General features: G+C 69.0%; 29 protein-coding genes and 1 pseudogene. 23 read left to right on the forward strand and 7 right to left on the reverse strand.

Annotation, left to right across the window (positions count from 1 at the left end):
• The first annotated feature begins 77 nt into the window (after positions 1-77).
• From ACIG3E_RS11140 to ACIG3E_RS11180, 9 genes are all read left to right on the forward strand, one after another.
• Positions 78-1094, forward strand: a complete 1017-nt coding sequence (locus ACIG3E_RS11140) for an ABC transporter substrate-binding protein (RefSeq protein WP_399614821.1) — start codon at positions 78-80, stop codon at positions 1092-1094.
• Entirely contained in the window at positions 1091-2155 is a 1065-nt protein-coding gene (locus ACIG3E_RS11145) for a FecCD family ABC transporter permease (RefSeq protein ID WP_399614084.1), read from the forward strand. Before ACIG3E_RS11140 ends, ACIG3E_RS11145 begins: the two co-directional genes overlap by 4 nt.
• On the forward strand, positions 2152-3075 hold the full coding sequence (locus ACIG3E_RS11150) for an ABC transporter ATP-binding protein (protein ID WP_399614087.1): 924 nt from the start codon (positions 2152-2154) through the stop codon (positions 3073-3075). Before ACIG3E_RS11145 ends, ACIG3E_RS11150 begins: the two co-directional genes overlap by 4 nt.
• Before the next feature lie 107 nt (positions 3076-3182).
• Positions 3183-3611: an Rrf2 family transcriptional regulator gene (locus tag ACIG3E_RS11155; protein WP_399614089.1), complete on the forward strand. Its 429-nt coding sequence runs from the start codon at positions 3183-3185 to the stop codon at positions 3609-3611.
• Between the two features lie 177 nt (positions 3612-3788).
• Positions 3789-4991: an MFS transporter gene (locus tag ACIG3E_RS11160; RefSeq protein WP_399614092.1), complete on the forward strand. Its 1203-nt coding sequence runs from the start codon at positions 3789-3791 to the stop codon at positions 4989-4991.
• A gap of 115 nt (positions 4992-5106) precedes the next feature.
• A complete protein-coding gene (locus ACIG3E_RS11165) occupies positions 5107-6075 on the forward strand; it encodes a D-alanyl-D-alanine carboxypeptidase family protein (RefSeq protein WP_399614095.1) in 969 nt (322 codons plus the stop codon).
• A gap of 401 nt (positions 6076-6476) precedes the next feature.
• Positions 6477-7508 (forward strand): endonuclease/exonuclease/phosphatase family protein, encoded by a 1032-nt coding sequence (locus tag ACIG3E_RS11170; RefSeq protein ID WP_399614824.1) that lies wholly within the window; start codon positions 6477-6479, stop codon positions 7506-7508.
• A gap of 61 nt (positions 7509-7569) precedes the next feature.
• A complete protein-coding gene (gene cseB / locus ACIG3E_RS11175) occupies positions 7570-8280 on the forward strand; it encodes a two-component system response regulator CseB (protein ID WP_399614097.1) in 711 nt (236 codons plus the stop codon).
• A gap of 1 nt (position 8281) precedes the next feature.
• Positions 8282-9613 (forward strand): ATP-binding protein, encoded by a 1332-nt coding sequence (locus ACIG3E_RS11180; RefSeq protein WP_399614099.1) that lies wholly within the window; start codon positions 8282-8284, stop codon positions 9611-9613.
• A gap of 76 nt (positions 9614-9689) precedes the next feature.
• Here ACIG3E_RS11180 and ACIG3E_RS11185 read toward each other — a convergent pair whose 3' ends face one another.
• The gene (locus ACIG3E_RS11185) at positions 9690-10514 is read right to left on the reverse strand and encodes a class I SAM-dependent methyltransferase (RefSeq protein WP_399614101.1); all 825 of its coding nucleotides are present in this window, start codon (positions 10512-10514) and stop codon (positions 9690-9692) included.
• Positions 10511-11845 carry a helix-turn-helix domain-containing protein gene (locus ACIG3E_RS11190; RefSeq protein ID WP_399614103.1) on the reverse strand — a complete coding sequence of 445 codons (1335 nt, stop codon included), beginning with the start codon at positions 11843-11845 and terminating at the stop codon, positions 10511-10513. Before ACIG3E_RS11190 ends, ACIG3E_RS11185 begins: the two co-directional genes overlap by 4 nt.
• Positions 11846-11949: 104 nt before the next feature.
• Between ACIG3E_RS11190 and ACIG3E_RS11195 the strand changes: the two genes are divergently transcribed.
• The 5 genes from ACIG3E_RS11195 to ACIG3E_RS11215 all read left to right on the forward strand — a co-directional run bounded on the left by ACIG3E_RS11195 (position 11950) and on the right by ACIG3E_RS11215 (position 14892).
• Positions 11950-12408 carry an ATP-binding protein gene (locus ACIG3E_RS11195; protein ID WP_399614105.1) on the forward strand — a complete coding sequence of 153 codons (459 nt, stop codon included), beginning with the start codon at positions 11950-11952 and terminating at the stop codon, positions 12406-12408.
• Between the two features lie 124 nt (positions 12409-12532).
• Positions 12533-12835 (forward strand): hypothetical protein, encoded by a 303-nt coding sequence (locus ACIG3E_RS11200; protein WP_399614108.1) that lies wholly within the window; start codon positions 12533-12535, stop codon positions 12833-12835.
• Positions 12836-12863: 28 nt separating this feature from the next.
• Positions 12864-13979: a hypothetical protein gene (locus tag ACIG3E_RS11205; protein WP_399614109.1), complete on the forward strand. Its 1116-nt coding sequence runs from the start codon at positions 12864-12866 to the stop codon at positions 13977-13979.
• Positions 13976-14341, forward strand: a complete 366-nt coding sequence (locus ACIG3E_RS11210) for an ASCH domain-containing protein (RefSeq protein ID WP_399614111.1) — start codon at positions 13976-13978, stop codon at positions 14339-14341. The genes ACIG3E_RS11205 and ACIG3E_RS11210 overlap by 4 nt, the downstream gene beginning before the upstream one ends.
• Positions 14338-14892, forward strand: a complete 555-nt coding sequence (locus ACIG3E_RS11215; RefSeq protein WP_399614114.1) for an NUDIX domain-containing protein — start codon at positions 14338-14340, stop codon at positions 14890-14892. The genes ACIG3E_RS11210 and ACIG3E_RS11215 overlap by 4 nt, the downstream gene beginning before the upstream one ends.
• 149 nt (positions 14893-15041) lie before the next feature.
• Here ACIG3E_RS11215 and ACIG3E_RS11220 read toward each other — a convergent pair whose 3' ends face one another.
• Both ACIG3E_RS11220 and ACIG3E_RS11225 read right to left on the reverse strand, forming a co-directional pair.
• Positions 15042-16229: a hypothetical protein gene (locus ACIG3E_RS11220; protein ID WP_399614116.1), complete on the reverse strand. Its 1188-nt coding sequence runs from the start codon at positions 16227-16229 to the stop codon at positions 15042-15044.
• Between the two features lie 463 nt (positions 16230-16692).
• Positions 16693-18033: a tyrosine-type recombinase/integrase gene (locus ACIG3E_RS11225; RefSeq protein ID WP_399614119.1), complete on the reverse strand. Its 1341-nt coding sequence runs from the start codon at positions 18031-18033 to the stop codon at positions 16693-16695.
• A 165-nt stretch (positions 18034-18198) separates the two neighbouring features.
• Between ACIG3E_RS11225 and ACIG3E_RS11230 the strand changes: the two genes are divergently transcribed.
• From ACIG3E_RS11230 to ACIG3E_RS11265, 8 genes are all read left to right on the forward strand, one after another.
• Complete coding sequence (locus tag ACIG3E_RS11230; RefSeq protein ID WP_399614121.1) at positions 18199-18417, forward strand: helix-turn-helix transcriptional regulator; 219 nt, start codon at positions 18199-18201, stop codon at positions 18415-18417.
• 222 nt (positions 18418-18639) lie between these two features.
• Positions 18640-18882 (forward strand): helix-turn-helix domain-containing protein, encoded by a 243-nt coding sequence (locus ACIG3E_RS11235; RefSeq protein ID WP_399614124.1) that lies wholly within the window; start codon positions 18640-18642, stop codon positions 18880-18882.
• 64 nt (positions 18883-18946) lie between these two features.
• Positions 18947-19522, forward strand: coding sequence for a Bro-N domain-containing protein (locus ACIG3E_RS11240; protein WP_399614126.1), 576 nt, complete (start codon positions 18947-18949; stop codon positions 19520-19522).
• Between the two features lie 82 nt (positions 19523-19604).
• Positions 19605-20024 carry a hypothetical protein gene (locus tag ACIG3E_RS11245; RefSeq protein ID WP_399614128.1) on the forward strand — a complete coding sequence of 140 codons (420 nt, stop codon included), beginning with the start codon at positions 19605-19607 and terminating at the stop codon, positions 20022-20024.
• 504 nt (positions 20025-20528) lie between these two features.
• Complete coding sequence (locus ACIG3E_RS11250) at positions 20529-21083, forward strand: hypothetical protein (protein ID WP_399614130.1); 555 nt, start codon at positions 20529-20531, stop codon at positions 21081-21083.
• 42 nt (positions 21084-21125) lie between these two features.
• Positions 21126-21482: a helix-turn-helix domain-containing protein gene (locus tag ACIG3E_RS11255; protein WP_399614132.1), complete on the forward strand. Its 357-nt coding sequence runs from the start codon at positions 21126-21128 to the stop codon at positions 21480-21482.
• A gap of 238 nt (positions 21483-21720) precedes the next feature.
• Positions 21721-21906, forward strand: a complete 186-nt coding sequence (locus tag ACIG3E_RS11260) for a hypothetical protein (protein WP_399614135.1) — start codon at positions 21721-21723, stop codon at positions 21904-21906.
• Complete coding sequence (locus tag ACIG3E_RS11265) at positions 21896-22660, forward strand: hypothetical protein (RefSeq protein ID WP_399614137.1); 765 nt, start codon at positions 21896-21898, stop codon at positions 22658-22660. The genes ACIG3E_RS11260 and ACIG3E_RS11265 overlap by 11 nt, the downstream gene beginning before the upstream one ends.
• 45 nt (positions 22661-22705) lie before the next feature.
• On the opposite strand, the gene ACIG3E_RS11270 is transcribed toward ACIG3E_RS11265, so the two are convergent.
• Positions 22706-22849 carry a hypothetical protein gene (locus tag ACIG3E_RS11270; protein ID WP_399614140.1) on the reverse strand — a complete coding sequence of 48 codons (144 nt, stop codon included), beginning with the start codon at positions 22847-22849 and terminating at the stop codon, positions 22706-22708.
• A gap of 199 nt (positions 22850-23048) precedes the next feature.
• Here ACIG3E_RS11270 and ACIG3E_RS11275 point away from each other — a divergent pair.
• Positions 23049-23360, forward strand: a pseudogene (locus tag ACIG3E_RS11275) (endonuclease domain-containing protein); the annotation flags it as partial.
• Between the two features lie 57 nt (positions 23361-23417).
• Here ACIG3E_RS11275 and ACIG3E_RS11280 read toward each other — a convergent pair.
• Together ACIG3E_RS11280 and ACIG3E_RS11285 are read right to left on the reverse strand one after the other, a co-directional pair.
• The gene (locus ACIG3E_RS11280; protein WP_399614862.1) at positions 23418-23813 is read right to left on the reverse strand and encodes a hypothetical protein; all 396 of its coding nucleotides are present in this window, start codon (positions 23811-23813) and stop codon (positions 23418-23420) included.
• A gap of 101 nt (positions 23814-23914) precedes the next feature.
• On the reverse strand, positions 23915-24082 hold the full coding sequence (locus ACIG3E_RS11285) for a hypothetical protein (protein ID WP_399614142.1): 168 nt from the start codon (positions 24080-24082) through the stop codon (positions 23915-23917).
• Between the last annotated feature and the right edge of the window lie 792 nt (positions 24083-24874).

Below are 24874 nucleotides of genomic sequence, written 5' to 3' on the forward strand. Positions count from 1 at the left end.
ACGCCCCTCGCGCACCCCGCGCGGCCGCCCGTCCCCGCACCACCGCCCCCGGTGCCCGCTCCGGTCCGGGGGCGCGCCTGACCGCGCTGCTCGCGGCGGGCGGCCTGCTCCTGCTCACCGCCTGCGGCGGCGGCTCGGCGAAGCGGCAGGACGAGGGGGCCAAGGCCCCCGGCTACCCGGTGACCGTCACCTCCTGCGGCGAGAAGGCCGAGGTCACGGCCCCGCCGAAGCGGGCGGTCTCCCTCGACCAGGGCTCCACGGAGATCCTGCTCTCCCTCGGCCTCGCCGACCGCATGGCGGGCACCGGCACCTGGACCGACCCGGTCCTGCCCCGCCTGAAGAAGCAGAACGCGAAGGTCGAGCGCCTCGCCGACCGCTACCCGTCCCTGGAGAAGGTCCTCTCCAAGGAGCCGGACTTCGTCAGCGCGTCGTTCCTCTACACCGTCGGCAAGGGCGGCGTCGCCGACCGCGCCAAGTTCACCGAGCTCGGCGTCCCCGTCTACGTCTCGCCCACCGACTGCGCGGGCAAGGACAACGGCGGCGACGGCGACGGCACCCGCACCAAGACGCTCACCATGGACACCGTCTACGGCGAGATCCGCGACCTGGCCCGGGTCTTCCACGTCCAGGCCCGCGGCGAGCGCCTCGTCGCCGACCTCAAGTCCCGCGTCACCAAGGCGAAGCGGACGCTCAAGTCGTCCGACGCGTCCGTCCTGTACTGGTTCTCCGACTCCAAGGCGCCCTACATCGCGGGCTGCTGCGGCGCGCCCGGCGTCATCACCCGCGCCCTCGGCGTCCGCAACGTCTTCGCCGACACGCGCGCCGAGTGGCCCCAGATCAACTGGGAGACCGTGGCCGACCGCGACCCGGACGTCCTCGTCATCGGCGACCTCACCCGCAGGGCCCAGTCGGCCGAGAGCGCCCGCCAAAAGATCAGGTTCCTGGAGTCCAACCCCGTCACGAAGAACCTCACGGCCGTGAAGAAGAAGCGGTACGTGCTGCTCAGCGGCCAGGCCCTCAACCCGACGATCCGCACGGTCGACGGCATCGAACAAGTCGCGGCGGGGCTGCGCGCGTTCGGCCTGGCGCGGTGAGCACCGCCGTGCGCGAGCGGACGCGCGGCTCCCGGCGCGGACGCCACGGCGCCGGGCGCGCGGCGCTGCTGTGGGCGGCGGGCCTGGTGGCCCTGCCGCTGTCGGTGGCCGTCGCCGGCACCATCGGCCCGGCCGACATCTCCGTACCGGACGTCTGGGCGGCGGTGGCCGCCCACCTCGGCTGGGGCGAGGCCGAGCTCACCCCGCTGCGCGACGGCATCGTGTGGAACCTGCGCATGCCGCGCACCCTGCTCGCGGGCGTCTGCGGGGCGGGCCTCGCCGTGTGCGGCGCGGTCCTCCAGTCGCTGCTGCGCAATCCGCTCGCCGACCCCTTCGTGCTCGGCGTGTCCTCGGGGGCGTCCACGGGCGCGGTGGCGGTGGTGGTCCTCGGGGTCGGCGGGGGAGCGGTGTCGGTCTCCGGCGGGGCCTTCGTCGGCGCCCTGTGCGCGTTCGGCTTCGTGCTGCTCCTGAGCCAGGCGCTGGGCGCCACGACGGACCGCGTGGTCCTGTCCGGGGTCGCGGCCATGCAGCTCTTCTCCTCCCTCACCTCCTTCGTCATCCTGACGGCCGCCGACGCGGAGACGACGCGCGGCGTCCTGTTCTGGCTGCTCGGCTCGTTGAGCGGGGCGGACTGGACGGACGTGGCGGTGTGCGCGGCGGTCCTCGCCGTGGCCCTGGTGATCTGTCTGTCCCGGGCCCACACCCTCGACGCGTTCGCCTTCGGCCAGGACGCGGCGGCCGCCCTGGGCGTGCACGTCACCCGGGTCCGGCTGCTCCTGCTGTGCACCACGGCCCTGCTCACGGCCGCCCTGGTCAGCGCCGCCGGGGCCATCGGCTTCGTCGGCCTGACCCTGCCGCACGCGGCCCGCGTGCTCGTCGGCCCGCGCCACGCCCGCCTGCTGCCGGTGACGGCCCTGACCGGCGCGGTCTTCCTCATCTGGGTGGACACCCTGGCCCGTACGCTCCTGGACCCGCAGGAGGTGCCGGTCGGGGTGGTCACGTCGCTGATCGGCGTCCCCGCGTTCGTGGCGGTCCTCTACCGCACGAGGAGGGTCGGATGAGCGCGGCGGAGTCCCGGGCGGAGTCTTCGGCAGGCGCTCCGGCAGGGCTGTCGGAGGGCCCTCAGGCGGAGCCGTCGGCGGGCCCTCCGGCGGAGTCTTCGGCGGGCCTTCCCGTGGAGGGCGGCGCGGGCCTGAGCGCGGACCGGGTCTCCCGGACCGCGGGCGGGCGCCTCATCGTCGACGGCGTCACCCTCGCCCCGCGCCCGGGCACGGTGGTCGGCCTCCTGGGCCCCAACGGCTCAGGCAAGTCCACGCTCCTGCGCCTCCTCGCGGGCGTCCTGGCCCCGACCGCCGGGGCGGTCACCCTCGACGGCGAGCCGCTGCGCGACCTGGGCCGCCGCGCGGTGGCCCGCCGCCTCGCCCTGGTGGAGCAACAGGCGGACACCCAGGTCGACCTGACGGTGCGGGACGTCGTACGCCTGGGCCGGGTCCCGCACCGCCGAGCCTGGGTGCCGTCGACGGCCGAGGACGAGCGGGCCGTGGCCGAAGCCCTGGCCCGCACGGGCCTGGCCGACCGCGCGGGCCAGCCCTGGCACACCCTCTCCGGCGGCGAACGCCAGCGCTCCCACCTCGCCCGGGCCCTGGCCCAGTCCCCCCGCGAGCTCCTCCTCGACGAGCCCACCAACCACCTGGACATCCACCACCAGCTGGACCTCCTCGCCCTGGTGGCCGCCCTCCCCGTCACCACGGTGATCGCCCTGCACGACCTCAACCTGGCCGCGATGTTCTGCGACGAGATCCTGGTCCTGAAGGAGGGCAGGGCGTACGCGCACGGCACACCGGTGGAGGTCATCACCGAGCCCCTCATCGCGGAGGTCTACGGCGTGCGGGCCCGGGTCACCCCACCCACCGCGCCCCAGGACCACCCCACGGTCACCTTCCTGCGGCCGTCGGACCCGCCGCCCGCACTCCCCGGATGACCACGTCCGAGGACGGACAGGGCTGGACAGCCACGCCCCTGTCGTAACAGAATCAGTTTCGACAGGGCGGCCGAGCGAACCGAACGAACCGAGCGACCGGAGGACCCGTGAGCGCCAACAGCCGCATGACCGTGGCCACGCACGCGCTGACGTGGATGGCCCTGGTCTGCCCCAAGCGGCCCGACGGCATCGTGACGTCCGACGAGATCGCCGCCAGCGTCAACACCAACCCGGTCGTCATCCGCCGCACGCTCGGCGGTCTGCGCGACGCGGGCCTCGTGGTGTCGCAGCGCGGCCAGGGCGCGGGCTGGCGCCTCGCCCGCGAGCCCGGCGCGATCACGCTCCGGGACGTCTACCTCGCGGTCGAGCCCGACCCGCTCCTCGCCCTCCACGCCTCCGCCCCCAATCCGAAGTGCCCCGTGGGGCGCGGCATCCCGCCGGTCCTGCGCGGCGCGTACGACCGCGCGGAGGAGGCGATGAAGGCCGAGCTGGCCGGGGTCACCGTCGCCGACGTGCTCAAGGAGACGGTCGCCTGACCCTGCCGAACGGGCCGGTCCGGGCGGACCGGCCTTTCTTGAGCCTTGTGTCGTAACAAATTCTGTTACGTCACCTGCGTGCGCAGGGCGCCCAGCGCGCCCCCGTACTCACCACACCCACCACACCCGCCGCGCCTGATGGGCGCGCCCCCGACACCCACCGGAGGTCCCGCCCCCGTGTACCGATCACTCCTCGTCCTCGCCGCCGGAATGTTCGCCATCGGCACCGACAGCTTCGTCATCGCCGGGATCCTGCCGGACGCGGCCGACTCGCTCGGCGTGTCCGTGGGCACCGCCGGATGGCTCCTGACCGCCTACGCCTTCACCTACGCCGTACTGGGCCCCGTCATGGCCGCGTGCACCGCGCGCAGGGCCCGGCGGCCGCTGTTCCTCGCCGGGTTCGCCGTCTTCACCGCGGGCAACCTCCTGACCGCCTTCGTCCCCGACTTCGGCGTGGCCCTGGTCGGCCGGGCGCTGGCCGGGTTCGGCGGGGCGATGGTCACCCCGGCGGCCGTCGCGGCGGCCGCGGCCCTCGCCCCGCCCGAGCGGCGCGGCCGCGCCATCGCCACCGTGATGACGGGCCTCAGCGCGGCGACGGCCCTCGGCTCGCCCCTCGGCACGGCGATCGGCAGCGCCACCGGCAACTGGCGTCTCACCATGGTGTTCGTGTCGGCCCTCGGGGTCCTCGCCGCCGCGGCCATCGCGTTGCTGCTGCCCACGATCCCCACGCCCCCCGCGGTCCCGCTGCGCACGCGCCTCGCCCCGCTCGCCGACCGCCGCATCGGCCTCACCCTCCTCACCACGCTCCTCGTCTACACCGGCCTCTACACCGTCTACTCCTTCATCGGCGAGAGCCTCGACCGCGCGACGCACGGCAGCGGCACCACCCTGGCGGTCCTGCTCTTCGTCTGGGGCCTGGCGGCGACGGTCGGCACGCTCGGTTCGGGCGGCCTGGTCGACCGCTTCGGCGGCCGGAGGGTCATCAACACCTCGATAGCCGTGGCGGCGGTCGACTTCGCCCTCCTGCCGTGGACGAGCGCCCATCTCCCGTCCACCGTCGTGGCGTTGCTCGTCTGGGGCGTGTGCGGCTGGGGCCTCCTCGCCCCGCAGACCCACCGCCTGATCACCGCCCTGCCGACCGCCGCCCCCCTGCTCACGGGGCTGGCCTCGGCCATGGTCTACGTAGGCGTCTCTGCGGCCCCCCTGGTCGGCCAGGCGGGCATGGCCTGGGCGGGCCCCCACTGGCTCGGCCCCATCGGCGCGGCCTTCATCGCCCTCGGCCTCGCCACGGCGGAGGCGGCCCACGCCGCCATCGCCCACGGTTCCCCGTCAGGGACAACGGCTCCCGCCGCCGACAGCGGGCGGCTGATACCCGGATGACACATGTTCGCGGGCCACTGGATGCACGACCCTGACCGGTTGGATGCGCGCTCCGCCAAGGCTTGGCGGCGTGCGGGGACCACCGCACGTGCCGGGCTGCGGAGAGGTGCTTGCGGTGAGGGATCGTCGAGTACGGGACGTCGGGGCTGTGTGCGGGGCCGCCGGGCTGCTGGCCGTCGTCGGGGTCGGCGGGTGGCTCGGGCTCGCCGGGAACGAGGACGGCGAGGCTCCGCCGTCGTACGGGACCGCCGCGGTCGCCGGGCGGCTCGACCTGCCGTGGCCCCGGGAGGGGCAGACGAGCGTCGCGGTGGAGGGCATCGGCGGCCTCGGCCGCGCGGGCGGCCACGAGCCCGTGCCGATCGCGAGCGTCACCAAGGTCATGACCGCGTACGTGATCCTCAAGGAGCATCCGCTCGCGCGCGGCGAGCAGGGGCCGCGGATCACGGTCGACAGGGCCGCCGCCGAGGAGTCCCACTCGCTCAGCGAGTCGACGGCCCCGCTCCGCGAAGGGCGGCGGCACACCCAGCGCCAGCTCCTCGAACTGCTGCTGCTGCCCTCCGGCAACAACGTCGCCCGGCTGCTGGCCCGTTGGGACGCCGGGAGCGAGAAGGCGTTCGTCGCGAAGATGAACCGCGCCGCCGAGCGGCTCGGCATGAACCGGACGACGTACACCGGGGCCAGCGGCTTCGAGGCCAGCACCAGGAGCACCGCCGACGACCAGCTCAAGCTCGCCCGGCAGGCGATGAGGGAGCCCGTGCTGAGGGCGGTGGTGGCGCTGCGCAGCACGAAGGTGCCGGGGGTGCCCGGCACTGTCACCAACACCAACCGCCTCCTCGACGAGCCCGGGGTGATCGGGCTCAAGACCGGTTCGAGCACGCCCGCGGGCGGCAACCTCATGTGGGCCGCGGAAGTGACCTCCGGCACGCGGCGGCACCTCGTGCTCGGCGTCGTCCTCGGCCAGCGCGCCCGCACCACTCCCGCCCAGGGCCTGGACGCCGCCCTGGAGAAGAGCGGCGCACTGATCGAGGCCGTACGAACGGGCCTTCCCGCCGCGCTGCGCGACGGTGAGCGGGCGCGGACATGACCTTCCTGCCGGAACACGCCGACGCCCGGACGCAGCCGTGGGCCCCACGCGGGGCGAAGCCACCCGAAGACACGGCATGTCGTCCCGAGCCCCCCGAAGGCGCCGCTCGTCGTCGCGAGCCGATGGAACGCGCCGCTCGCCGGGCGGAGCTGTCTGAAGGCGCCGCTGGCCGTCCCGAGCCGATGGAACGCGCCGTTCGCCAGGCCGAGCTGCCCGATCGCGCCGACGACTGGATGGAGGAGTCCGCCCCGCTCTGTCCGGAGCTGCCCGTCCGCGCCGACGGCCGGGCGGAGGCGCCCGCCGCATGCGGGGCGGAGCCGCCCGAAGGCGCCGCTCGCCGGGCGGAGCTGTCCGAGCGCGCCGATGACCGGGCGGAGGCGCCCGCCGCACGCAGGGCCGACCTGCCCGAAGGCACCGCACACCAGCCCGAGTCGCCCGACCACGCCGACTCCCACCCCAGGAGCGGACGTTCCGCACGGCCCCGTTGGCTCGGCACCACCCGGACGCGTTGGCTCGGCACCACCCGGTCCGGTTGGCTCGTCGCCACGCTCGCCGTGCTCGTCGCGCTGCTCATGCTCGGGCACTCGCTCGTGCCCAACACCCCCGGGAACCTCGGCAGCCTGCTGGAGACCTTCCTGCCCTGGCTCGGGGTGAGCGTGCCCGTCCTGCTGGCGGCAGCCCTGCTGCGCCGGTCCGCCGTGGCCTGCGCCGCCGTCGCGCTCACGGCCGTGGTCTGGTGCTCCCTGTTCGCCGGTACGGTCATCGACAAGGGCTCCACGGGCGGAGACCTGTCCGTGGTCAGCCACAACGTCCACGACGGCAACCCCGACCCGAAGCGCACCGCCCGCGACCTCGCCGCCTCCGGCGCCGACGTCATCGCCCTGCAGGAGCTGACCTCGCGCACCGCCCCGGTGTACGAGCGGACGCTGGCCGACGCCTATCCGTACCACGCGGTACGGGAGTCCGTCGGGCTGTGGAGCAAGCGCCCGCTCCGCGCCGCGGAGCCCCTCGCGATCATGCCGTGGACCCGCGCCCTGCGGGCCACCGTCGACACCCCCAAGGGGCCGCTCGCCGTGTACGTCGCCCATCTCGCGTCCATCCGCGTGCACCCGAGCAGCGGATTCGCCACCCAGAAGCGCAACGAGGCGGCCGCGCGGCTCGCCGGTTTCGTACGGGAGGAGCGACTGCCCCGGGTCGTCGTGGCGGGCGACCTCAACGGCACCACCGACGACCGCGCGCTGCGCCCGCTCACCTCCCGGCTCAGGTCGGCGCAGGAGGAGGCGGGGCAGGGCTTCGGCTTCAGCTGGCCCGCCGCGTTCCCGGTGGTCCGGCTCGACCAGATCCTCGCGCGCGGCATCACGCCGGTGTCGGCCCGGACCCTGCCGCGCACGGGAAGCGACCACCTGCCGGTCGCGGCGTCCTTCCGGCTGTGAACGGCCTCCGCGCCCACGCGGCCGGTCGATCGACACCGCGGCAACGATCTAGGGTGACGTAATGGGACAGAACCGTGGCGACGGCACCGCCAGCGTCCGCATCCTGCTGGTCGAGGACGACGAGACGATCCGCAGGTCCGTCGGCATGGCCCTGGAGCGCTACGGCTACCAGGTGGCCGCGGCACCGGACGGGCTGACGGGCCTGGAGATGTTCCGGGACGGGCGCCACGACCTGCTGCTGCTCGACGTGATGCTGCCGTTCCTCGACGGGATCGGGCTGTGCCGCAGGATCCGTGAGACGAGCCAGGCCCCGATCCTGATGATGTCCGCCCGGGGCGACGCGCTGGACGTCGTGGCCGGACTCGAAGCGGGCGCCGACGACTACGTCGTCAAGCCCGTCGACACCACGGTCCTGGTGGCCCGCATCCGCATGCTGCTGCGCCGCGCCACGTTCACCGCGCCCGCGCCCGGGACGGCCGACGACGGCGGGGTACTCACCTTCCGGGACCTCACCGTCGACACCCGGGGCCTCGAAGTGCGCGTCGACGGACGCCCGGTGGCGCTCACCCCCACCGAACTGCGGCTGCTCCTCGAATTCGTGGCCGCGCCCGGAATCGTCCTGGAACGGCAGCGACTGCTGCGCACCGTGTGGGACTACGGCTGGGAGGGCGACAGCCGGGTCGTCGACCTGGCGGTGCAGCGGCTGCGCAAGAAGATCGGCGCCGACCACATCGAGACCGCGCGCGGTTTCGGCTACAAGTTCCGGCGCTGACGTGGCACGTGACACGGGCCGTGAGGGCCGCGCGCTGCTGCGATTCGCCGACCCCCGCTCGCTGCGCTGGAAGATCGCCGCCGGGGTCGCCGCCGCGGCCTGCGCGATGGCCGTCGGCATCGGGGTGCTGGTGCACCAGCGCACCGAGGAGCGTGGGCTGAGCATCGGCCGCGCCGCGGCGATGCGCGAACTGGACCTGGCCAAGGCCGACTTCCGGGGCGAGCGGCCCACGCGCCGCGACCCCCGGGAGCGCTCGGACTACGTCCTCGGCGACGAGGTGCCCGACCCGCTGCGTGACCGGCTGGACTCCTCGACCTCCACCATCGTGACCTGGTACGACACCCGCAAGCCGCTCCAAGGGCCCAGCATGTGGGCGGCCGAACGGGTCGACGGCACCGTGATCGCCGTCAGTACCAGCATGCTCGGCGAGCAGCTCAGCCTCGAAGCCCTCGACCGGCACATCCGCTACGCGGCCATCGCCACGCTCGCCGTCGTCGTCCCCCTCACGCTCCTCGCCGCCGAACTGGTCGTACGACGCCTGCGGCGCGTCGCGGGGACGGCCCGCCGCATCCGGCACGGCGACCTCGACGCACGTACCGAAGGCCGCGGCCATGACGAGATCAGCGAGATCTCCTCGGCCGTGGACCACATGGCGGACGCGCTCCAGGAGCGGCTGCGCGGCGAGCAGCGCTTCACCGCGGACGTCGCCCACGAGCTGCGCACGCCCCTGACCGGCCTCGTCACCTCGGCCTCGCTGCTGCCCGAGAGCGAGGCCACCGACCTGGTCCGGGACCGGGTGCGGGTGCTGCGCGGCCTGGTGGACGACCTCCTGGAGATCTCGCGCCTCGACGCGGGCGCGGAGCGGGCCGACGTCCAGCCGGTGCCGCTCGGCGAGCTGGTGACGGAGTCCGTGCGCAGGGCGGGCCTGGCGGACCACGTCACCGTCACCGTCGTCGGCCACCCCGTGGCCGAGACCGATCCGCGCCGCCTGGACCGCGTCGTCACCAACCTGGTCCTCAACGCCCACCGCCACGGCGGGGCCCCGGTGGAGGTCACCGTCGACGGCACGACCATCGTCGTACGCGACCACGGCCCCGGCTTCCCCGAGGACCTGCTCCGCCACGGCCCGCAGCGCTTCCACACCGCCACCACCGAACGCGGCCACGGCCACGGCCTGGGCCTCACCATCGCCTCCGGCCAGTCCCAGGTAATCGGCGCCCACCTCACCCTGACCAACACAACCCCCCAGGGCGGCGCCACCGCCACCCTGACCCTCCCGGGGCCACCCTCAACACCACACCGCCCCACCGACGACAAAGGCCGCCACCCCTAGGGCGACGGCCTCCCACGCGGAGTTCAAGCGGCTGATCGAAGCCAACAAGGTGCGGGAACTCTTCCGTCTGCCGCAGCTAGCGGCGGCAGACGAGCATGCCGCCCAGGCAGTGGATCTCGAATGCCCCATGCCGGGCGATGTGTTCGTCCAGGATGGTGTGGGCCCGCTCGATCGTGGCCTCGAAGGGCACGTCGTGCTGGTCCGCCCACGCTTGGTACGAGGCCATGTGCGCCACCACCGGTCCGGCATCGCGGACCGTGATGGTGCCGGGCAGTTCGATCGTCTCCACGTGGCCGAACTCCTCGCCGAGGAAGGCCGGCGCCTTCTCCAGAGAGAACCGGGCGCTGAGGGAGATCCGCGCGGGACCGCGCCCGGTGCCGAGGACATCACCGGCCGCGCGCATCCACAACTCGTCCAGCTCGGCCTTGTCGCGGTCGCTGTTCGTAGACGCGATCAGCAGGCCGTCGGTGGTCACGACGCGGGCAAGCTCGCGCACCGCCTGGGCAATGTCCGAAGCGTGGTAGAGCATGTGCAGCGCCAGGGCGGCGTCCACGCTCGCCGTGGCCAGCGGGAGCCTCGCCACGTCCGCCACCGCGACCGCGACCGCGCCGGGCACGTCGGCGAGAATGCCGGGCGCGATGTCCAGGCCCAGAAGTTCGACATCAGGTCGGTCCTGGCGCAAGCGCTTGATGAACTTGCCGTTCCCGCAGCCGACGTCGACGACCCGCCCGTGGACGGCGCTCAGCTGCTCGGCGACGATGCCGGGCAGGTCATGGCGAGGCATCTGCCACTGATAGAGGGACTGCCGGGCAGCCAGGTCCCGGTCACCGTTGTAGGCGCTCCTGGCCAGGCGGTCGCGGTCGGTGACAGCGGCGTCGTGTGCGGCGGAGAGTTCGGTCACGTCGGCAGCTCCGGAGGACGGGCGGCAGGAGGGGCCGCGAGGACGGCCGTGTGCTGGATGCGCTCGCGCAGTTGGGCCACCTGCGCAGCTCCACCGTACTGCCGCCCGCCCAGCTCCCGTCCGAGATCGACCAGCCTCCGCACGATGCTCGCAGATACCCGCTCCACTGGCGCATCGAGCACGAAGCCGACCATCGCCTCGGTGCCGTCTAGGTCGTCCAAGAGCATGTGGCCACGGGCGAGATCGAGGTGGGCGGCGAAGAGGTCACCGACCGACTGGTCGTCGGCCTCGGCGCCACGGTAGAGCCGGATCGCCGTGCCCGCGCTGACGATGGCCTGCTGCACGTGGACACGACCGCCGATGGCCAGGTGCGTTGTCCCGGCATACGCGAACTGCTTGGCGGCGGGGAAGGCGAAGACTCCTGGAGCGTCATCGCGTCCGAGCATCTCCTCGCGTGAGCGCTCCGCATCTGCCAGGGCGCTCGCGGCGCTCGCCTTGTCGCCTGCTATCGCCAGTGAACGCGCCTCCAGGCTCGCGAGACGGGCGCCAATGCTTCCTCCCGCTCGGTGCTGACGCCCCGCCTGAGCGAGCCGGGCCGCCTGCTCGTAGCGCCCGGTCCAGTAGGCGATCAGCGCTCCCACCGCCCGCACCCAGGCCAGCATCCCCTCGTGCCCCGCGGCCTCGGCACACGCGCGGGCGGTGCGGGCATGGGTGGCTGCCGAGTCGTAGTGCCCCAGATCCAGGCAGACGTGGGCGCACAGCCCGCACAGTCGCGCGGCCGAGACGTACAAGTCACTGGTCTGCCGAGGTCGTTGGCGCCCGCGCAGCAGGTCAAAGAAGCCCTCCCGTAGCTGCTTGATTTCAACGTAGAGCTCCAGCAGAGGGTGGCTGACGTACGAGCGCGCGAGCCGCGCCACGTCGGCCTCCAGCTGCTCGACGACCACCTCGTCGGCGTTGCGCTGCGTGATGAACCTGGCGAACTCGGCCGACGACGAGGCGTCCGCCGACACGGCGCCGGCCACGGACCGCTCTGCGGGGCTCAGAACCGCCAGACCATCTGGGCCCTCCGCACCGTCCCCACCGCCACGACGCCGCTTGGTGAGCGCGACAGCGCGGTCAAGGACATCGACGTCGACCGCGAAGACCTGAGCCAAGTGACTTCGGGTGTACGGGACCGGGATGCGCGCCTCACGCTCGTAGCGCCCGATCTCCTTGCCGGTCATCGCGGCACGGCCCTCTCGGGCGTTGTACTCGTCTGCGACCTTCTGCTGGGACCACCCACGCCCCTTGCGCAGTCCGAGGAGCAAGGCACCGATACCCGTGTCGCCCATCCCGTCTCCCCGGAGCATGTGGATTCTGGCCCCTATGGTGGCCCCCTGCTTGGCCCCCGCGCTGGCTCCCGACCCAAACGAGCGACGGCGGTTGGCTGTTGGGCATGCCCAACAGACCACGCGATGAGCCGAATACCGACGAGCTGGATCACGCCGCAGGCACCACAGTGCAGCGCGCGATGCTCTTCGCCCGGTGCAAGCTCACTGCACACGCAGCCCGCGAGTTCATCGCCGAGACCCTTACCCAGTGGGGCTGCGGCGAACGCCTCGACGACGTCCGTCTCTGCACGTCGGAACTCGTCACGAACGCGCTGCTGCACGGGACTTCGACCGACGATGTGATCCTCGTACGCGTCGAGTTCCACGACGCGCAGCTACTCGTCGAAGTCCACGACGGCGGTGACGGCACACCCAGGCAACACCAAGTGCGGGACACCAGCGACAACGGACGCGGCCTGTTTCTGGTCGCCGCCATCGCCGATGACTGGGGCGTCGCAGCCCGTGGGGGACCCGGCAAACGCGTCTGGGCATCCTTCAAGGTCCCGGCGGTGAGCCCATGCTGATCCCCACCCGAGCCACCGAGCCGCACACCCCGCCCCCTGGGCTGATCACCTCCCTCGCGACCGCCACCTGGCTCGACAGCCGCCCCGCAGCCCGTACGAGACGCCCGCGACCATCGAGCAGCGCATGCGTGCCGTCGCGACCTCACTCGGCCTCGGCCCCGCCACAGCACCACCACCCGACATCGGGCCGCGCCTGCGCCCGCTCAGCCCGACCGACGTCGCCCTGCGCTTCAACGGAACTCCGTACCGCAAGCGCATACCCGCAGGCAGACCCTGGACCCTGCTTCTTCGCCAGCGCACCCCGGCCGCCCTCGTGGTGGGCCTCGACGCCCTCTCGCGTGCCGCCGCACCCGCTGAGATCGACGCCTGCCTCGACCGCGCCACGCTCCAGCGACGGCTCCTCTTCGGCCACACCCGGACCGAATGAAATGCTCCCCGACGCAAGGGAATCCGCCGTGACAGTGCACCCCGTCTCGCCGAACACCGTGCTCGCCAACGCCCTCCACCACGCCGAGGACGTCCTGACCCCGCGTATCCTGGCCGCCCCACCGGAACGGATCGTGCTGGTCGTCGGCACCCAGATCAACGGCGCCCCGCACATCGGCACCTCGCTCGTGCAGTCGCTGGCCTTTGCTATGGCCGCCCGCCTTCGCGCCCGCTTCGGACTCCCCGCCGAAGTTCACTTCGGCGCGCTGGACAATGCCCCCTACGACCTGACCACCGACCCGGCGACCGGCCACCGCTACCAACGCGCCTACGCCCAGGTCCTCGGCGCCCAAGCTCTCACCGACCTCGTCGCCGCCCTGTACGAGCCCCTGTTCACCGCGCTGTCCCGGCGCCTGGGCATCCCGTACCGCGTCGAGACGTACACCCAGCAGCAGGCCGGCGAGCACTTTCGCCGCACCTGGTTACGGCTCCTGCCGCGCATCGACGCCGCCCGCTGGTGGCTCGCCCCCTCGACGGGCACCCCGCACATTCGCGTTCCGTGCCCGCATCTCGGATGTGGCTGGGCAGAGAAGTACGCCGAGCGCACGCAGGCGCACGCCAGCAGCCCAGAGGCCGCCACGGTGACCGCTGTGTGCCTGCACCACGGCCCTTACGAGACGACCATCAAGCCCACTACAGGTGCGTATCTGGACCTGGCCACCCTGTACCGCAACCTCGTCAAGGAACTCGCCCTGTCCAGCCCACGCGGCACGCTCCACGTCATGGTCAAGGGCGGCGACTGGGTCTTCGGCTCCCACCTCGTGGACGAAGCCCTCCAGGCGGTCGGCCTCACCCGAGCCCAGCTCCCCGCGCGCCTGTTCTGCCCTCAGATCGTCACCGACACCGGCGCGAAGCTGTCCAAGTCCCTGATACGCGAGGGCAACGCGTCCTTGCCCGACGGCGCCGCCGACTGGATGCTCGACACCCGGCAGTGGCCCGGCTCGTTGCCCGAGTACGCCGAGCAACTGCTCGACCTGACCGAGACCCTGCTGTCCGACCCCCGCCACTTCTTCCGCTCGTACTCAGCTGCCGAGATCGGCCGCATGATGACGACACCAGCGCCCAGGAGCGTCTCCGCCCCATGACCGACACCACCGCCCGCGTCCACGAACTCAACCTCTACCGCCAGTACTTCGAGCTCGTTACCGCAGGCACCAAGACCATCGAGGTGCGGGTGAAGTACCCCCACCTCCAAGACCTCGCCGCAGGCGACTCCATCCGCTTCCGCATCAAGGGCACCGACGAGACCTGCGAAGTCCACGTCCTGCGCGTCACCGAGTACGAGACGTTCGAAGCGCTCCTCGACGGCGAAGGCCCAGCCAACGTCAACCCCCGTGCGAGCCGCGACGAACAGTTGGCCAACATCCGCTCCATCTACGACCCCGAGAAGGAAGCCCTCGGCGCCTTGGCCATTGAGATCAAGCGCGTGGTGGATGACCGGGCATGACGTCGGACCACACCCGCAAGGCCGTCTCGATTCCGCGCTCGAACCACGTGGCTTGGCCCACGCCCGACGGCCGCCCTCAAGAGCTCAAGCCCGCCCTCGAATCCATGACCCTGCTGGTCGCCGCCGTCATCGTCCACGACAGGGTCACCAACCGCGTCGTCCTCCTCCAACGCAGCCAGAACGCCAAGTTCGCCAAGGGCATGTGGGACCTGCCCGTCGGCAAGAGCGAACCCGGCGAACCCATCACCGAAACCGCAGTGCGCGAGCTCTACGAGGAAACCGGCCTCACGGTGAAGCCTGAGTCCCTCAAGGTCGCCCACATCATTCACGGAGCCTGGGGCGTGGAAGCGCCAAATGGCTTCCTCACAGTCGTCTTCGTCGCCCACGAATGGACCGGCGAACCCGAAAACCGTGAACCCTGCAAACACGCTCAGGTCAGTTGGGTGGATGCCAGCGCCGTCCCCGAGGAGTTCGTCGACACTACCGCTAGCGCCCTTCACCGATACCTTGACAATGGCCCACAGGTGTCTCTCGCTGGTTGGCGCCAGTGAACACTCGCCCGTTCGTAAGTCCCGGCGACGGCAATGGCTCCGAGGAGCCGACCGTAAGCTGTGAGTAGCTGCCCCGCTGCAATGCCTGCAGGCACTATCTCTGATGGCGGGGGAAGCCTTCGGACGGACATGGACGACGGCGACTGCAGTCAGTCCGCATTATTCCGGTGGCCTCGAGGGAAGGGGGCACCGTCTGGCCAGTGTTCGGGCAGACCGAGGGCGGTGTGGACGGGGTCGGCCGGTGGCTGGTAGCGAACCTGGGTATTGACCAGTTGTGCCGTTTTCCAGGCGGAGAGGACGGGAGCCCGAAGCGAACTGGGGTCGGGGCTCTGCCAAAGGACGGGGGTGTTCTTGGTCCAGGTCCAGGGCGCCGGGTTGTTTACGGTGAGCACGCCACTGACCCGGCTGTGAGCGTGGGCGTAGGTGCCGGTCCAGTAGCCGTCGGGTCGTCGGCCGAAGGCTGGCGCGCTGTTGTGGACGTACTGGACGGATGTCCCGTACAACGCGGTCGCTACGTCTTCGTCTTCAGGGAAGAAGCCCGCGCGGCCAACCGCCACGATGAACGGCAGCGCTAGATCGCCGTACTTCCCTCCCTTCTTCTTGACTACCTTGCGTACTTGATCCGACTCGTCATTGATCCAGGCCATCGCGGGGTAGATGCCGATTGTCCTGCTCGTGGGATTTCCTCGCTTGCTGGGGCTGCGAGGGATTGCTTCGAACGAGAGGCACCAGTTGGCTTCCTGCCAGGTGTGTTTGGGCAATGGCGCCTTTCGCTCGTAATCAGCGATGACCTGATCGGGGTCAAGGCTGGCGAGCCAACGCTGCAGCTCATCCTTCAGCCGCCTCTGCGATGGTGTTGCCGACCCTGCCTGGTGAATCCTGTAAGACACGAAGAAGTTGGGGCTGGGCACAGCATCGATAGCATCGATCAGGATGGGTGGGAGCTGCCTGTTGGGTACCGTTTCGTCCAGGCGCTGAACCGTCCACTTTGCCTCGACGACGAATTGCTTGCCCTCTTGGCTAACCAGGAAGTCGGGATTCGCACCGCGAGTGCCGATTCCAAGCTCGACCTCCACGGTGCAACCGGAGCGAATGAGCATCTCGTGCAGGTACAACTCCCACAGCGCGGAGTAGACGTTCGCGTCGAAGTTCCGATCCAACAGCCGACTGCGCAAACCGGGCCGGGCTTGGTCCGGGAGGTGTGACCACCATTCGTTGATCACATCCCGAACCTGATCCCAGAACGGGCCGGCGATCCTCCCAAGGAACTCGGACTGCGACTCTGCTGCATGCTTCGGCGAGGAATCCGTCCGACTCTGGCTCGCATATACGCCCATGACCAACGATCGTAGAACCGCCCACCCGACAACGCCCACACGTTTTCTGCGGCGAGGTGGCACGCAGGCTGGGTCTGGTTCTCCGACAGCTTCCATGCCTCTCACAGTTCCCTTGAGGAGGCCGGGGCAGGCGAGGGCTCACATGGGGGTGATGTCGTGGCGGCATACGGCCTGAGTAATGAGTGAAGGCCGCCACCCGTAGATGACGGCCTTCACGTCGTGACTGACGCTAGGTCAAGATTTCGTCGTCCGGTGCACACTCGGTGCACAACGCGGCGGAAATCAGTCGGGAACTGTGAGAACTCACGAGGAGTCTTCTCGCAGGTCGCAGCACGTTCTGGATGACCCTTGCAGGTCACCCGACCCCGCCCTTTAGATGTCGAAGTACACCTCGACAAGTGCTCTGAACTGCGCAAATGCTCCCGTTTCAAGATCATCTTGCACAACCGCTCCACATCACGGATCAGGCCGCCTTCGCGTACATGCCCCGGAGGGCTCCCCGGACCTTCGTCGTGGCCTTCGCGACCCGATGAACATACTTACGGAGAGTAAACGCCGGATCGGCGTGCCCCAGCCGGTCCGCGAGCGTGTAGACGTCCACTCCGCCCTCGATCATCATCGAGGCGTACAGGTGCCGGAGGGCGTGCATCATCTTGTCGCGGGACTTCTCCCACCGCCGCTTCCCCTGGCGCTTCAGCTCGGGGTCTAGGTCCGCGATGACCCCCACGGCCGCGAGGGCGGGCTTCCAGACGTAGCTGTTGAAGTAGTTCCGGTTCAGCGCCTTCTTCTCGCGGCTGTAGAAGATCAGCCGCACCGTCATGGGCTCGCCGTCCTTCGTCGCGTGCGGAAGCGTCACTTCGACCGGTGGGAACCGCGCCATGTGGTCCCTGAGCGCTCGCGCATCGTCCTCGCCCAACTCCACCCAACGATCCTTGGGATTGTCCTCGTTGTCGCCCTTGGCGCCGTCGAAGACGAGGGCGGAGCCGTCCATGGTTACCTGCCGCTGAATGTGCACCATCGGGCCGTCGGGATGGTCCCAGCAGATGTCATCCGGGCTGAACCCGAAAATCTCGCCCTGGCGCATCCCGAGCCCCCGGCCGCAGTTGACGGTGGCCTTGTACCGGTCGGGCAACTCGATCCGGATCTTCTCCGACTGGTCCCAGTCGATCGCCAGATCCTTCGGCGTCGGCTTCGAACGCTTCGGCTTCTTGTTCTGCACTGTCCGGGAGCGGCACGGGTTCTTCCGAAGGAGATCGTCGTCCACCGCGAGGTCGAACATCGACATCAGATGGGTGAAGACCAGGCCCACCGTGGTCTCGTCGAGCACCTGCCGCCGGTCGCTCAGCCATGCGAGCAGCACGGAGGCCGTCACGTCCTTGAGCTTGAGGCGCCCGATCGGAAGTTCCTTGATGTGCACGCGGACGCGGGACTCGTACTGCGTGGAGGTGCGGGGATTTTCGAAGCTCTGGCCGGCCATCCACATGTCGACGAGCGCGGACACCAGCGTCTCCCCGCCCTTCGGGCTGATGTACGTGCCGTCAGCGACGCCAGCCCGCATTTTGTCCTCGTACTTCTCGGCGTCGCCCTTCTTCGCGAACAGCTCTGTCTCCTGGACGCCCTCCGGGTCACGCCAACGCGCCTGCCAGCGCTTCCCGACCCCGTGGTCCCTTGCTCGGAACATACCTTTGTGCTGCTTGCACAGGGGGGCTTCCGGGTGTCGCTGCTCGCATTCCTCGGGCGTCGTGTGCGGGCACTCCAGAGCGGCCTTCGGCGGTCGGCTGAGATGCCAGCGGTCGTACGGCATGCGGTAACTCCTCAGTGCTGGTGCGGCTTTCGATCCTATGAGTGCAAGGTGTGCTGATTCGGCCGCCATATGAGCGAATAGGGAAATTGATCCCTTGTGGGAAAAAATCGCCGCTATCTACCGTCGTCTGATACGGGAAGCGACCAGCAGAAGACGGAGAGATTCATGGCGTCAAAACAGCCACGAGCAGGCGGCGAGCCGCCTCGCGCCAAGGCGACGGCGGAGGAGGTTGCAGCATACCTACAGGTTGACGTGAACACCCTCTATAAGTGGCGCTATGCGGGAACGGGGCCGCAAGGCGTCCGCGTCGGCAAGTACCTCCGCTACGACTGGGATGACGTCGAAGCGTGGTGGGACGAGCGGAAAGCCCAGCAGGCTGCGTGACATGCGACCGCGTGCCTATGGACGCCCAGGGAATTCACCGAACTTGTCGTTTCTCTGACGCGATGCGGGCCGTCCAGGTGAAGTTTCAGCAACGGAGTCCAGGTGCCCCAAGGGGCCTATTTTTCTGGAATTTTTGGCTTCCCAGATGGCGCTATCGGGACATTATTCGGCTGTTGCATGATCGGTGTGATTCGCCCCCACCTCGCGATGAGAGGTCCGATCATGCGTGTGCCATTTTCCGCTGTTCGTCTGCGTCACTGGATGCTCGTCCGCGCCGTCACCGATGAGGAGTTGGCGTCCCGCATCGGCCGCAGCGTATTCAGCGTCGGCGGATACCGGCGGGGCCGCATCAACCCTCCACTCCCCACGGTCCGCGCCTTGGCCGAGGCCCTGGAGGTCGCCCCCAGCGACCTTATGGACCTGGACTCCCCGGCGTCTGCGACGTCGCACTCGGCCACTGTCTGACCCCCCGAAAACCACGCCGCCTCCCGGCCGGCGCAGGCGCGGGAGGCAGATTGGAGTTCTTTGTATGGCAACAACCATGGTGCAGCCGGGGGCTTCGCCCGGTCCGGAGGGCGCCGTCCGCTACGTCCACCGCAAGGGGGAGCCCTGGTTCGTCGCCCGTGATGTGTGCGTGGCGCTCGGCTTCCAGAAGAACGGCCACAAGATCCTGCGCGGCCTCGATGACGATGAACGCCTGAAGCTCATGCCGTGGGAGTTTGCGCAGGTCAGCGGGGGTGATGTCCTCAGTACGGAGACCGCATTCCGCGCCCACGGTGCGGCGTTGGTCAACGAGCCGGGCCTGTACCACCTCATGTTGGTCTCCCGGAAACCGGAAGTGCGGGCGTTCAGGAAATGGGTGACCCGGGAGGTGCTGCCGGCCCTCCACGAGACCGGCTCATACGACATCCGTACCGCGCCACCGGAGACGCTGGAGGCGCTGAGGGGGGCTCTGGCGGTGGTAAACGCCCTGGAGGCTCTGCACTTTGACGAGAACCCGCTTCAGCGAGCCCTCATGAAGGCCGTGGCCGACTACGAGGCGACGCCGGTCGAACAGCGTGCCGCGAAATACGGCGAACCGGCCGCGCTCTTGGCCGTCGGATGACCGGTACAACATCTTCGCAGGTCAGCGAGGGTGATGTCCTCGCGAATGAGCTGAGTTCAAGGAAAACCGGAGGTCGCGCGGTATGACACACACTCTCCAGCCGGAAATTCCAGCAGATGAGGATTATGGGCAGGTTTTCCGCCCCGACCGGAATTACGGCATCCTGCTGGCCTTCCGCCCTCTGGAGTATCTGGCGGAGTGGGAGGACGGGTTCGGCAAAACGCAGCCAGCGGTCATTTCTGAGGTGGCCGTGCTGGAGCGGGTCAAGCGGGAGCGACCGCACCTTGATTCCGGCGGTGAGCTGGTGCCCGTCGAAGACGCCAAGGCCAGGACAGTGACCGTGAAGCACGTCTATCTCGTCGAAGCTCTTCGTCCAGTGGCAGGCCGGAGTATCGTCGCGGGGCGGGTCGAGCGAATTAAGAGTCCTTGGGTGCTGATGCCCCCGGAGATTCACGCCTATCACGATGTTGTGGCTCACTGCCAGAAGCTGGGCTGGGTCTAGCGCCGTCTGCGTTCCCGGCGCAGCACAAAAGAAAGCACTGGCTCCTGCACTCCCTTCGGTCGTGCTGGCTTCCCCCGCTCCCTCCGGTCGCTATCGGGGAACCCAGAAATACAAACCCCTTCGGAAAACCATCCGGACACCCGATAGCGACCGGAGGGAGCCGGGTGTGCGGCACGACCGGAGGGAGTGCAGGAGCCATACGCGGAAAATGCTTGAGCTGCCGCCCGGCCTGCGCACAGCACCCCGCCTTTAGCTTCGCTATAAGAGGGCGGCGACCAGAACCCTTGCAAACATTGGGCAAGGACTCCTTTTGGAGTGACAGGAATGTCACTTCGAATGACAGGAATGTCACTTCCGGGTAACTCGGGGGCGGACGTCACTCTTGCGGAGACTGTTCCGTCTTTTCCTTGGATGCATAGGATAGTGACACGGTCGAAACGCCCCCTCTCTCAGGCGGATGGTCCTCCGGTGGCCAGAGCAACGACGATCCACGAGGACGGGCGGATGTCCTACGCCTACGCAAGAAGGCAGCATTACGACCGGACTACGGTCGACAAGGTGAGCGGCGAGAAGCGCGAGGAGGAGGTCACCCAGGTAGTCAGGTCCGGCTATGCGATCGACTACCGCGCCCCGTACGGGACTCTGAGCGACGCGGCGTGGGAGCTGATGGACATCATGGAGTTCACCAGCAGCGACAGGAAACTTTTCGGGCACCTCATCCGCCGGCGCTCCCGCACGGAGCACGGCATGGTGCGTACTGGGCCGAAGAACAAGCTCGCCGCAGATGTGGGAATGAACCTTCGGACTCTGCACCGTGCCTTCGCGATGCTTGAGAAGAGCGGCCTCATCTATCCGGTCTCTCCTGAGACGTGGATGCTCAATCCCCGCTGGCTGTTCAACGGGGGCGGGGAAGCACACCACCGCGCGCTCCAGCAGGTACCGGCCTGGGTACCCGACCTCTTCCACTTGACCTCGTACGGGCGGAAGAACACCGTTTCCTCGTGGGACGGCGTTGCCCCCGGTTCGCGGTCTCGCCGTCACGCCCAGCGCGCGGCCTGACTGCCTCGCTCGTATGGAGAATCGCCGAAGGAGAGCATCATCATGAACCGGCGTCACCTACTCGCACCGGCCGTCAACCCCATTGCACCGGGCCTTCGCTTCGACCTCTCACCTTCCGCGTACAAGGTTTTGTTCTGGCTCCTCGGTCACCAGAACTGCCGCAAGAACGGGACCGTCATCGGTCCTGCGCAGACCACCATCGCGAAGGGCATCGGGATGTCACAGGCCACGGTCTCCCGCGCCGTAGTTGAACTGGGGGAAGCCGACGTCGTCCGCCAGAAGGACCGGCGCCTGTGGCTGATCAACCCTGACTATCTGTTCGGCCTGACACCGGACGATGAAGACCCGTACTACGAGCACTTGGCGGACATCGTCCCCCTGTTCCCGTCAGCGGCCTGACCAACGGCACCGGCACCGCGAACGTCCCCTCCACCCCGGAATCGCGCGGGCCGGCCGCCGCTGTACGGGTGGCACCTTCTGGAGGGCGAGTGAGTGAGGGCGACGGCGGGAAGTCTCTGGCCTGCCGCCCAGGCGGCGTCAGGAGCCCTCGAAGGAGTGACCGTTCCTAGCGATTTATGGGGATGTCAGTGCGACGTGCTTCACTGCCACCAGAGCCTTTTCGGGGAAGGACACCATCATGCCGACCGTCGTGGACATGACCCGGGCCGAGGTGGAGCAGTGGCGCTCCGGACTGCTGGCCCAGACCCGGCTGAGCTACGAGGAGCTGTCCGCGCGAGCCGAGCTGTACCAGCTCAGCGCTGACGAGATGGACATCTGGAGCACGATCCAGGGCCTGGACTATCTGCTTGCCGATGACGAATGATCAACGCCAGGCCGACGTGGCCTTGCACAAGGCGGCCGAAGGCTTCGCAGAGGAGCTGACCTCGACTATGCGGGGCGTTCTGCCGAGCGCGCCCCGCTTCCATGCCATCAGCCAGGGGCGAAGGGTGTGGGTCACCACGGCCTGTGAGGACGAGGACGGCCTAGATCCTCGGAAGTGCCGCATAGAGGTACTGATCGGCGGGGCGGTCGAGATGACGCTGGCCGTGGGGTATTACTGCTGCTGGGACCAGGCGAACCAATTCCTCGCCGTGGATAACTCGGGCATCGAAGTCTTCTTCCAGCACGATGTCGAGCCGCTGTTCCGGTACGAGTACGTGCGCAAGGCGACCGGGCGGGGATGGCCGCCGGGAGCGCACTTTCACATTCACGCACACCACAATCTCCTTCCTTGGCTGCAACGGCTGTCCGGGACGGGCAGGCCCGCGACACGGATACGGCAGGGACGCCGCCCTGGCCTGGCGGAGCTGCACTTCGTCGTCGGCGGACATCGGATGAGACCAAGTCTCGAAGACGTCCTGATGATGGTCGTCCGCGAGTTCGGAGTGGACACGGTGGACGGCTGGGAGGCCGTACTCAACGACGGCATCCGCAAATGGCGGGACAAGCAGCTCCGAGCCGCTGTACGGGATTCCCCCGTGCAGGCGATTGAAGTCCTGCGCTCGCTGGGATGCAAGATCGACGTGCCGGACCATCTCCTGGAATCCAGCGAGCCGCCGAAGCTCTACCTGCCCTGAGGACGTTCCCGCTACCGCTCCGGAATCGCGCAGGTCGGCCGCCGGTCAGAAAAGCGCCTCCTGCACCTCGTCGGCCGCCTCCTGGCCCACAACGGCCGCCGACTCCTCCGCGTGCTGCGGGAGTTCGTCCTGCCAGGCATTCGCGGCGGCGTACGGCATGTGCACCTCGCTGCCAGGGCACAAGATCAACGCTTTGCGCTCCCGTTTGTGGTCCGCGACCGCGCCGTACCCCGCCCTCCGCGTCGGCAGGAGGGCCGTAGGACGGCCGCAGGAGGGGCAGGGCGGGCAGGGCGCCTTGGGGAGCTGCATGGGGCCAGGATGGCGCAGGGGGGCCGCTCCGGGACAGCGGACACCGCGTTGTCAGTGGGCGGCGGTAGGTTCCGGTGCTATGTGGTGGAATGAAGCATCCTGCGTCCTGTGCACCTACCCCCTCGATGCGGAGCCGCCTCTCGGGCTGCAATTGTGCACAATATGCCTGCGGCTGCATCGTCGTACGCGGCGATACGGCCTGTCGTTAGCCCGGTATTTCGCGATCTTGCGCGTCCAGGACCACCGCTGCGCCTTGTGTCAGCACTACCGGCCCACGGACGACGTGAGTATCGGGTATCGCGTCTGGCACATCGACCACGACCACAAGTGTTGTGGGATCAAAAAGGGCTCGAATGCGTGCTGCGTGCGGGGCATCCTGTGCTATCCCTGTAACCGACACTGGTTGCCTCACTACGAGAACCGGCCGATGGGGATTTCCGAGGAAAATCTACGACTCAGTGCTTACCTCAAAGATCCGCCCGCGCGGCGGCCCGAGGCTGAGGTCATCAAGGGCTACGACGGCGAGTTCATCCCTGGGACGTTCAGCGAGGAGGTGTACGAGGTCGGCAGGATGCTGGACGACCACCTGGGCCGAGAGTGGGGATTCGTGCGCTGAGCTGGCGCCGTTGCCGGACGTGCCAGAGAGAAGAAGACCGCTAAGCAGGGTGAGAGAAAGGGCGTCGGGCAGCTCTACGGGCCGCAGAGAGGCGTTGCAGCTCACCAGGGCGCCCTTGAAGTCGCGGTGCATGCCGGGGTGGTCGTGGCGCGTGATCTTCCACTGCCCGAGCCCGCTGGGGATCGCGGCCACATCCCGCCCGCAGGCGGGGCAGGTGATGCGAGACATCTTCACAAGGGTCAGGATGCCGCAGACGCCCCTCTGCGGGACAGCGGACACCACTACCCTCCCCGACACCGAACGCGCCCTGACAGAGCCGGAGACGGCCGTCAGCGGCCTCCCCGCGCCGTCCTCGTCCGCGCCTTGCGGGCCTTCGCCACGCTGGGGGCATCCCCGTTGGGCTTGCGGTGGGAGACGGTCTTCTTGCCCGTGGCCTTCTTGTCGAGGTCCATGTCGTCGGCGACCTTCTTGACCGCCTTGGGAACGCGCTTCTTCATTTCCGTACTCCCTTGGTCCGCTTTTATCGCAGCGTACGGGTGCGCATTTCGCTTCCGGAAAAGAGGGAAGCGGGCGCCGGCCGCCTCCGAAGAGGGGTTGGTACCCAGCGCCCGCTGTGAGAGACCAACGCGACGTGGGTTTCTCGCGGCAGAGATTACCAGAACTGGCACCGGCTGATACTGTCCGGGCACTGCCTTAAGGCTACTTCCTCCATGCGCTTCGCGGTGAGAAGTGTGAACGGGCAGGCACCGCAATTCCGGCATTTCCAACCTGATGGTGCCCATACCTCGAATTTCCCATTCCCGGGCACCCTGGACATTGCCTCAAGGTCCAGTGAATTCCTTCAATTTCTCGAATGCTGGATATGGCATTCTTCACCCGCTCGCCCTTCTTTTTCTCTGGTACCCTGCGCCCCTTTTTGAGAAAATGGACCCCTGCCCAACACGGGCGCGCCGGTTTGGTACCCGGCGACCAACGCGACGACTCACGATAGGGGTTTCTCAGAAATGGCAGTTCCTTCCTCGGTACCCCCTGCCCAAAACCTGCCCGCCAACGTAGCGGCGTTCGTCGACCATGCCCGCGCGCATGGGTGGGACGTACGCACCGTGCAGGAAACCGCACCGGGTGAATTTGGTGTGGTCGTGGCTGGCCTTGCAGGGGGGCATCACAACCGTTTCGCACTGACGTGGCGCAACCGGAAATTCGTCTCTGCCGCGTCCTCGTGGTGGCAGTGGGAAGCGGGAGCGGAGGAAAGCCAGGGCATCGGCCGTACCGAAGATCTGGGCATTCGC

It is taken from the genome of Streptomyces sp. NPDC053474, assembly GCF_044544845.1.
Taxonomy (GTDB): Bacteria; Actinomycetota; Actinomycetes; order Streptomycetales; family Streptomycetaceae; genus Streptomyces.

What these genes read in the sequence shown, in the direction of transcription:
- ACIG3E_RS11150 (WP_399614087.1), top strand. Translation starts at nt 2,152, where the DNA reads ATGAGCGCGGCGGAGTCCCGGGCGGAGTCTTCGGCAGGCGCTCCGGCA.
- cseB (WP_399614097.1), top strand. Translation starts at nt 7,570, where the DNA reads ATGGGACAGAACCGTGGCGACGGCACCGCCAGCGTCCGCATCCTGCTG.
- ACIG3E_RS11190 (WP_399614103.1), bottom strand. Translation starts at nt 11,845, where the DNA reads ATGGGCGACACGGGTATCGGTGCCTTGCTCCTCGGACTGCGCAAGGGG.
- ACIG3E_RS11195 (WP_399614105.1), top strand. Translation starts at nt 11,950, where the DNA reads ATGCCCAACAGACCACGCGATGAGCCGAATACCGACGAGCTGGATCAC.
- ACIG3E_RS11200 (WP_399614108.1), top strand. Translation starts at nt 12,533, where the DNA reads ATGCGTGCCGTCGCGACCTCACTCGGCCTCGGCCCCGCCACAGCACCA.
- ACIG3E_RS11210 (WP_399614111.1), top strand. Translation starts at nt 13,976, where the DNA reads ATGACCGACACCACCGCCCGCGTCCACGAACTCAACCTCTACCGCCAG.
- ACIG3E_RS11215 (WP_399614114.1), top strand. Translation starts at nt 14,338, where the DNA reads ATGACGTCGGACCACACCCGCAAGGCCGTCTCGATTCCGCGCTCGAAC.
- ACIG3E_RS11220 (WP_399614116.1), bottom strand. Translation starts at nt 16,229, where the DNA reads ATGGGCGTATATGCGAGCCAGAGTCGGACGGATTCCTCGCCGAAGCAT.
- ACIG3E_RS11225 (WP_399614119.1), bottom strand. Translation starts at nt 18,033, where the DNA reads ATGCCGTACGACCGCTGGCATCTCAGCCGACCGCCGAAGGCCGCTCTG.
- ACIG3E_RS11230 (WP_399614121.1), top strand. Translation starts at nt 18,199, where the DNA reads ATGGCGTCAAAACAGCCACGAGCAGGCGGCGAGCCGCCTCGCGCCAAG.
- ACIG3E_RS11235 (WP_399614124.1), top strand. Translation starts at nt 18,640, where the DNA reads ATGCGTGTGCCATTTTCCGCTGTTCGTCTGCGTCACTGGATGCTCGTC.
- ACIG3E_RS11240 (WP_399614126.1), top strand. Translation starts at nt 18,947, where the DNA reads ATGGCAACAACCATGGTGCAGCCGGGGGCTTCGCCCGGTCCGGAGGGC.
- ACIG3E_RS11245 (WP_399614128.1), top strand. Translation starts at nt 19,605, where the DNA reads ATGACACACACTCTCCAGCCGGAAATTCCAGCAGATGAGGATTATGGG.
- ACIG3E_RS11250 (WP_399614130.1), top strand. Translation starts at nt 20,529, where the DNA reads ATGTCCTACGCCTACGCAAGAAGGCAGCATTACGACCGGACTACGGTC.
- ACIG3E_RS11255 (WP_399614132.1), top strand. Translation starts at nt 21,126, where the DNA reads ATGAACCGGCGTCACCTACTCGCACCGGCCGTCAACCCCATTGCACCG.
- ACIG3E_RS11260 (WP_399614135.1), top strand. Translation starts at nt 21,721, where the DNA reads ATGCCGACCGTCGTGGACATGACCCGGGCCGAGGTGGAGCAGTGGCGC.
- ACIG3E_RS11265 (WP_399614137.1), top strand. Translation starts at nt 21,896, where the DNA reads ATGACGAATGATCAACGCCAGGCCGACGTGGCCTTGCACAAGGCGGCC.
- ACIG3E_RS11280 (WP_399614862.1), bottom strand. Translation starts at nt 23,813, where the DNA reads ATGTCTCGCATCACCTGCCCCGCCTGCGGGCGGGATGTGGCCGCGATC.
- ACIG3E_RS11285 (WP_399614142.1), bottom strand. Translation starts at nt 24,082, where the DNA reads ATGAAGAAGCGCGTTCCCAAGGCGGTCAAGAAGGTCGCCGACGACATG.